Source organism: Pseudomonas guariconensis (genome assembly GCF_015680235.1).
GTDB classification, from domain to species: Bacteria; Pseudomonadota; Gammaproteobacteria; order Pseudomonadales; family Pseudomonadaceae; genus Aquipseudomonas; species Aquipseudomonas guariconensis_A.
Map to the genome: position 1 here is coordinate 73,901 of NZ_JADLJL010000024.1, position 6,666 is coordinate 80,566.

At 64.0% G+C, this 6,666-nt stretch carries 7 protein-coding genes; 5 read left to right on the forward strand and 2 right to left on the reverse strand.

Annotated elements, in window-relative coordinates; genetic code table 11:
* Window positions 1-110 precede the first annotated feature (110 nt).
* On the forward strand, window positions 111-920 hold the full coding sequence (locus IRZ56_RS16600) for a gamma-glutamyl-gamma-aminobutyrate hydrolase family protein (RefSeq protein ID WP_196145930.1): 810 nt from the start codon (window positions 111-113) through the stop codon (window positions 918-920).
* Between the two features lie 228 nt (window positions 921-1,148).
* On the forward strand, window positions 1,149-1,478 hold the full coding sequence (locus tag IRZ56_RS16605; protein WP_196145931.1) for a hypothetical protein: 330 nt from the start codon (window positions 1,149-1,151) through the stop codon (window positions 1,476-1,478).
* 95 nt (window positions 1,479-1,573) lie between these two features.
* On the opposite strand, the gene IRZ56_RS16610 is transcribed toward IRZ56_RS16605, so the two are convergent.
* Both IRZ56_RS16610 and IRZ56_RS16615 read right to left on the reverse strand, forming a co-directional pair.
* On the reverse strand, window positions 1,574-2,788 hold the full coding sequence (locus tag IRZ56_RS16610) for a YeeE/YedE family protein (RefSeq protein ID WP_196145932.1): 1,215 nt from the start codon (window positions 2,786-2,788) through the stop codon (window positions 1,574-1,576).
* Between the two features lie 143 nt (window positions 2,789-2,931).
* Window positions 2,932-3,819, reverse strand: coding sequence for a LysR family transcriptional regulator (locus IRZ56_RS16615; RefSeq protein ID WP_196145933.1), 888 nt, complete (start codon window positions 3,817-3,819; stop codon window positions 2,932-2,934).
* A 114-nt stretch (window positions 3,820-3,933) separates the two neighbouring features.
* Here IRZ56_RS16615 and IRZ56_RS16620 point away from each other — a divergent pair, with 114 nt between their 5' ends.
* From IRZ56_RS16620 to IRZ56_RS16630, 3 genes are all read left to right on the forward strand, one after another.
* The gene (locus tag IRZ56_RS16620) at window positions 3,934-4,599 is read left to right on the forward strand and encodes a class I SAM-dependent methyltransferase (protein WP_196145934.1); all 666 of its coding nucleotides are present in this window, start codon (window positions 3,934-3,936) and stop codon (window positions 4,597-4,599) included.
* Window positions 4,600-4,988: 389 nt separating this feature from the next.
* Complete coding sequence (locus IRZ56_RS16625) at window positions 4,989-5,825, forward strand: bifunctional allantoicase/(S)-ureidoglycine aminohydrolase (protein ID WP_084857535.1); 837 nt, start codon at window positions 4,989-4,991, stop codon at window positions 5,823-5,825.
* 100 nt (window positions 5,826-5,925) lie between these two features.
* Window positions 5,926-6,525, forward strand: a complete 600-nt coding sequence (locus IRZ56_RS16630; RefSeq protein WP_419183260.1) for an START domain-containing protein — start codon at window positions 5,926-5,928, stop codon at window positions 6,523-6,525.
* Window positions 6,526-6,666: the final 141 nt, after the last annotated feature.

The window sequence follows — 6,666 nt, forward strand, 5'->3', positions numbered from 1 at the left end:
GGAATCGCCTGCCTGGCGAGCCGGCAGTGCTCGGGGCTCCAGGCCGCACACAAGGCCCAGGCCGTGCGCCTGCACAACAACGACAGGTAGAACCTGTCCCAAGGTGACATATGTCCAACAGCAACATTGGCAACAAGCAACCCTCCCTGCGCAAGCCCGTCGTCCTGATGACCATGGGTACCCAAGAGCGCAAAGGCCATGACTATCAGGTCATGACCCACAAATACATCACCCCGCTGGTCGAGTTCGCCGGTTGCGTCCCGGTCCTGGTGCCCACCTGCTGCGGTATCGAAGACCTCGAGACCTACCTGGACATGGCCGACGGTGTCTACCTGACCGGCGCGGGCAGCAACATCGACCCGGCCCTCTATGGCCAGGAAAACCAGACTCCAGGCAAGGCCCAGGACAAGGATCGCGACCTGTTCGACATCCCGCTGGTGAAGATGGCCATCGCCCGTGGCCTGCCGATCTTCGGCATCTGCCGTGGCATGCAGGAAATCAACGTCGCCCTGGGCGGCGATATCTATCAGAAGGTCTACGCCGAACCTGGCTTCAACGACCACCGGGAAAACCCCGAAGACCCGGTCGATGTCCAGTACCAGGCCGTGCACAGCGTGAAGATCAAGCCAGGCAGCTGGCTGCGCGAGAAGCTCGGCACCGACGAGATCCGCGTCAACTCGCTGCATGGCCAGGGCCTGCACAAACTGGGCAAAGGCATCGAGCCGATCGCCCATGCCGAGGACGGCCTGGTCGAAGCCATCCACGCGCCAAGCATTTCGCCGTTCCTGTTCGCCGTGCAGTGGCACCCTGAATGGCAAGCTGCGAAGAACCCTGACTCGATCCGGATCTTCGAAGCCTTCGGCGAAGCCTGCCGTACCCAGGTGCGCAAGTCCCAGGGCAAGCGCACCCAGGCTGCCTGATTCCTCTTCGTTAGGTTTCGATCGCGAGGCGGTGCAATGCCGCCCTCCCGCTTTCTCGGTCACCCTCTGCTGGTCCCAGAACACTTCCCGTGGAAGCGGGCGGCTGGCGTGTGCCTGCCTCGCGATCGCTTTTTCAGCCCGGTAAAAAATCTGACGGCAAATTGCTGGCCCCTAGCCGTGCAAGGTGAAGGCAAACTTCCTTCCCCTTCATAAGCTTAGGACAGCAACATGCGGGCATTTCTAGCAACGATCGCTGGCTGCGTAATGGCCACGGTCGCCTTCGGCGCCCAGGCCAGAGCCTTGAACCAGAACGATCGCCACGTCTGTAACTGGGGCTCGCAGATCGCCGCCGAAGCGCAACAGGCCAAGCTTTCCGGCGTGACGTTGTATGCCACGCGCAAGAAACTGCAAACACGGCGGTTTCCCAAGCCCTGGATGCGCATGACGGCATTCGGCATCACCGAACAGACCTACAACAGCCGCTCGCGACTCAAGCCGACCGCGATCAAGCAGACGTACTATGAACAGTGTGTGCAACATGCCGTTGCTAGAAGATAAATTCTTTAGTTTCAAATAGATAGCAAAACTATTTAAGGTGCCTTGTTAACATTAGAACACCCGCCCCAGCCACTTATATGTTGGGGCGGTGAGTCTCAACAGCCGCTCAAGGCCGGCGCACGACGCTCGCCGGCGAAGAACAGCGGGCGCAGGCGTACACCTACCAGATTGCCGGTATAGGCCGCCACCAGCCACAGCCAACCATGCACGCTGCCCGATGCGATGCCGCTGAAGTAGGCGCCGATATTGCAGCCATAGGCCAGGCGCGAGCCATAGCCCAGCAACAGGCCACCAATGATTGCGGCGATCAGCGACGGCAACGGAATGTTCAAGCTCGGCGCGAAACGCCCGGCCAGGCCTGCAGCCAACAGCGCACCGAGCACGATCCCCAGGTCCATCACCGTGGTGACGTCCTGCCATAAGGGTGCGGCCAGGGCCTTGGCGTTGGCAGGCACCTGCCAGAATGCCCAACTGCCGACGTCGACACCCAGGCCACCCAAGGTCTTGGCCCCCCACAGAGCGAACGCCGAGGTGATCCCCCAGGGGCGACCGGCCAGGGCCAGGGTGGCGTAGTTCAGCAGCGCCAGTGCGATGGCGCCCCATACCAGCGGCCAGGGGCCTCGCAGGAAGCGACGCAGGCCCTGGTGCTCGCTGGGCGCGGGTACTTCCAGCCCGCCATGGCGACGCATTTCCAGCACCCGCGTGGCCCACGCGATCAGCCCGAACAGGGCCAGGCTGGCCAACAGCGCAGGCACCACACCCCAGGCCTGGACGATGGAGGTGGCCGGGAACGACGGCAAGGCGAACCACCAGTCGACGTGGTGAGTGGCGGTGACCGAACCGATGATGAAGAACAGCAAGGTCACCAGCATTCGCGCATTGCCACCGCCGACGGTGAACAACGTGCCCGAGGCGCAGCCGCCACCGAGCTGCATGCCGATGCCGAAGATGAATGCACCGAACACGACTGAGACGCCTGCCGGCGCCACCAGCCCCTTGATCGGCGTGCCGAACAGGCTGCCGGACGACAGGGCCGGGAAGAACAGCAACACGGCCAGGGCCAGCATGACCATCTGCGCACGCAGGCCGGCACCACGACGCTCGGTGATGAACACTCGCCAAGCCGAGGTGAAACCAAAGGCAGCATGGTAGAGCGTCAGACCCAGGGCCGCGCCGACGATCAGCAGCAGTACCTGGTTAAAGCCGGCATTGAGATTGAGGAACCAGGCACCTGCCAGCAGCAGGCCCAGGGCGATCAACGGCGCGCCCAGCCGGCGCGGTTCGGGTGTGGCGGTTGTGGAAAGACCCATGGTAGTACTCGGATACAGTGGAACGACCCGCGAGTATAACGTCCCAGCCAGCCAGTACGTACCCGGGGCTGGCAATCCCTCCCTCTGTAGGAGCAGGTGTGTCCCGCGATCAAGGGCGAACCCCTTGCCCCCAAACCGGTCGCTCACCCTCCTTCGCTGGCCTCGGCGCGCAGGATGCCGACCAGGATATCCGCCAGCTCCTTGACCATCGGGTCGGCCGTGGGGCGATGGAAGATCGCCGCTTCGAATACCTTGATCGGTTTGAAACCGTCCTCGACACCCAACACCCGATGCCCCGGCGTGACCACCCGCGAGGGCAGCAGGCTCACGCCCAGACCGTTGGCCACGGCTTCCTGGATACCGGCAAGGCTGGAGCTGGTGAAACCGATGCACCAGTTGCGGCCCATCGCTTCGATGGCGCTGATCATGTCGTCGCGGTAGAGCCCGCGCGGCGGAAAGGTCACCAGGGGAATCGGGTCTTGCGCGAAGCAAGGGTACTGCGCACTGTCGACCCACTCGATGCGTTCGGGCTGGCAGGCATTGGCCTCGCGGCTGTGCCGCCGCTGCTTGACCAGCACCAGGTCGAGCTCACCGCGGTCATAGCTGCTCATCAGGTCGCGGCTCAGGCCGCCGGTGATCTCCAGCTTGACCTTCGGATACTTGCGGTTGAAGGCCGCGAGCGCCGGGACGGTCTTGCTGGCGACGAAGTCGTCCGGCAGGCCGATGCGCACGGTAACCGTGACCCCGCCCGACATTGCCTCGCTCAGTTGGTTGCTCACCGCGAGCAGGTGGCGCGCATAGCGCAGCAGCGTTTCGCCGGCATCGGTGGGGTGCACTTCGCGGTTGCTGCGGTCGAGCAGTTGGTGCCCGACCATCTCCTCGAGCCGCCGGATCTTCTGGCTGACCGTCGACTGCGTCGAATGCAGCCGGGTGGCCGCCGTGGTGAAGCTGCCGCAGTCAGCGACCATCACCACGGCCCGGAGCAGGTCGAGGTCGTAGATCGATCTATTGGATTTCACACTTTCAGTCATAAGCAGAATCTGACTTTCGAATAGATGGGCTGCTTGCATCATGCCAGAACCCGTTGCACAGGGTTACTTCACCTGGCCTATCATTTCCACACGCTAACGTTCGGACCTGCCTCAATGCCCACGCCCGACACCACGCTACAAGGCAGCTGGCAGCACAATGCCCAGGCCTGGATCCAGGCCGTACGCAGCGGTGCCATCGAAAGCCGCCGCCAGGTCACCGACCAGGCCATCCTCCTGGCGCTGATGAGCCGCCAGCCACAGCGAGTGCTGGACCTGGGCTGTGGCGAGGGCTGGCTGCTGCGCGCCCTGGCCGAACGCGGCATCGAGGCGACCGGTGTGGACGGCGATGCGACGCTGGTAGAGGCCGCACGGGCGGCAGGCTCGAGCAACGTGTACCAGGCGACCTACGAGCAACTGATCCAGACCCAGGTCGATGTGGGCCAGGGCTATGACCTGGTGTGCGCCAACTTCGCCCTGCTGCATCAGGACATCATTCCCTTGCTGGTCACCATGCGCAATCTGCTCACTCCCGGCGGCGCCCTGGTGATCCAGACGCTGCACCCATGGTCGATGGCCAACGGTGACTATCAAGATGGCTGGCGCGAAGAGACCTTCGCCGGTTTCGCCGGCCAGTGGACACCCATGCCCTGGTACTTCCGTACCCTCTCCAGCTGGCTGAACGCCCTGGACATGGCTGGGTTGCGCCTTGCCAGCCTGCAGGAGCCGCAGCATCCGCAAAGCCCGGTGCCGCAGTCGTTGCTGCTGGTGGCACGCAGCTAGGCTTGGTAACGCAGCACCTTCCCTGTTGGGCTTGCCCGCGAAACCAACACCCCGTTGTTTCCTGGCAAAGGCTTCGCCCTTGATCGCGGGACAAGTCGGACCGCCGCACCCCACAGGGGGACCAGTGTTGGCGTGCTGGTAATCCTGCTCGGGTGCATGCGGGTGCTGGGCCTGCTGCCAGGCCGACGCCCGCGCCTGCCGAGCTGATCAGCCTTCATTCTGTCGGCTTTCGGTACGAGGGGTCGACATTCACGGAATAAATACCGGACATTTCAACATTTAATTTGTGGATGCCTGGCAAAGGCCCATATTCTGTCCAGGCCTCCCCTGCGGCGCACCGGCCGGTGCGGCACACGGCACGGGGAAAGAACAACAAGTCGAGACTGTCCATGTCGAATCATTCCTACTTCGCCCCCCACGGTGGGCACCCAGCTCAAACCGAGCTGCTGACTGACCGTGCCATGTTCACCGAAGCCTATGCCGTCATCCCCAAGGGCGTGATGCGTGACATCGTCACCAGCCACCTGCCGTTCTGGGACAAGATGCGCATGTGGGTCATCGCCCGCCCGCTGACCGGCTTCGCCGAGACCTTCTCGCAGTACATCGTCGAAGTCGCCCCCGAAGGCGGCAGCGAGCGCCCTGAGCTGGACCCGAACGCCGAAGCGGTACTGTTCGTGGTCGAAGGCGAGATCGACATCACCGTCGAAGGCAAGCACCACACCCTGGTGCCTGGCGGTTATGCCTTCCTGGCCCCGGGTGCCGACTGGAGCCTGCGCAACAACAGCAAGGCCAACGTCACCTTCCACTGGCTGCGCAAGCACTACCAGAAGGTCGAAGGCCTGCCGGTTCCGGAATCCTTCGTCACCCACCGCAAGGATGCCACCGTCATCGAGATGCCGGGCACCGAAGGCCGCTGGGTCACCACCCGCTTCGTCGACATGGCCGACATGCGCCACGACATGCACGTCAACATCGTGACCTTCCAGCCGGGCGGCGTGATTCCGTTCGCTGAAACCCACGTCATGGAACACGGCCTGTACGTCCTGGAAGGCAAGGCGGTATACCGCCTGAACCAGGACTGGGTCGAGGTCGAGGCCGGCGACTTCATGTGGCTGCGCGCCTTCTGCCCGCAAGCCTGCTACTCCGGCGGCCCAGGCCCGTTCAGCTACCTGCTGTACAAGGACGTCAACCGCCACGCGCACCTGACCCTCAACCCGCAGCGTTGAGCCCAGGCTGATGTCCACGAGCCCGCCTTCATGGCGGGCTTCGTGTTTCTGGCCATACTTCAGGAACCCGCTCCGTTTCGTTCCGGCCACTGCCATGCCCCTGCCCCGCCTACTGCTTGCCTTGCTGGTCCTGCTGCCGGCCCCCGTGTCGCTGGCCGACGACTGGCACCTGGCGCAACGGCAGGACAGCGTCGATGTGTACCTGAGCCGTGTCGAAGGTTCGTCCTATCAGGCGTTTCGCGGCGTCGCGCGGATCAAGGCGAGCGTGCGCACGCTCACTGAACTGCAGGAAAACCTGCGGGTGGCCTGCAAGTGGCTGTATGCCTGCGCCGAGATGCGCTTGCTGGAGGTCGAAGGCGACAGTACCTGGGTGTACCTGGTCACCGACCTGCCCTGGCCGTCACAGCCGCGGGACATGGTGCTGCGGGTGCGTACCGAGCGCCTGGACGACGGCACCCTGGTGCGCCACCTGAGCGCGGAGCCAGGCAAGGTGCCGGCCGTGCCGGGGTTGATCCGGGTGCGGCGGTTGCGTGGCGAATGGACGATGCATCCGGTGGCCGAGAAGGAAACCGAAGTGACCTACCAGCTGCAGGCCGACCCCGCCGGCGATGTACCGGGCTGGCTGGCCAACCGGTTCGTGGTGGATGCGCCGCTGGTGACGTTGCGAACGCTCAAGGCGGTGGCCGAGCGCCAGCCATGACGGCGCATTCGTGGTAAGGCGCTCCCACAGGGTGTGGTTGGCGAAGTACCGGTGGGAGATTACCCAGCCCTTCGGGCTGCGCTGTCGCGCAGAGAACAAGCGGCTAGCGCGGCCCCTTGTGGGAGCGGGCTTGTCCCGCGA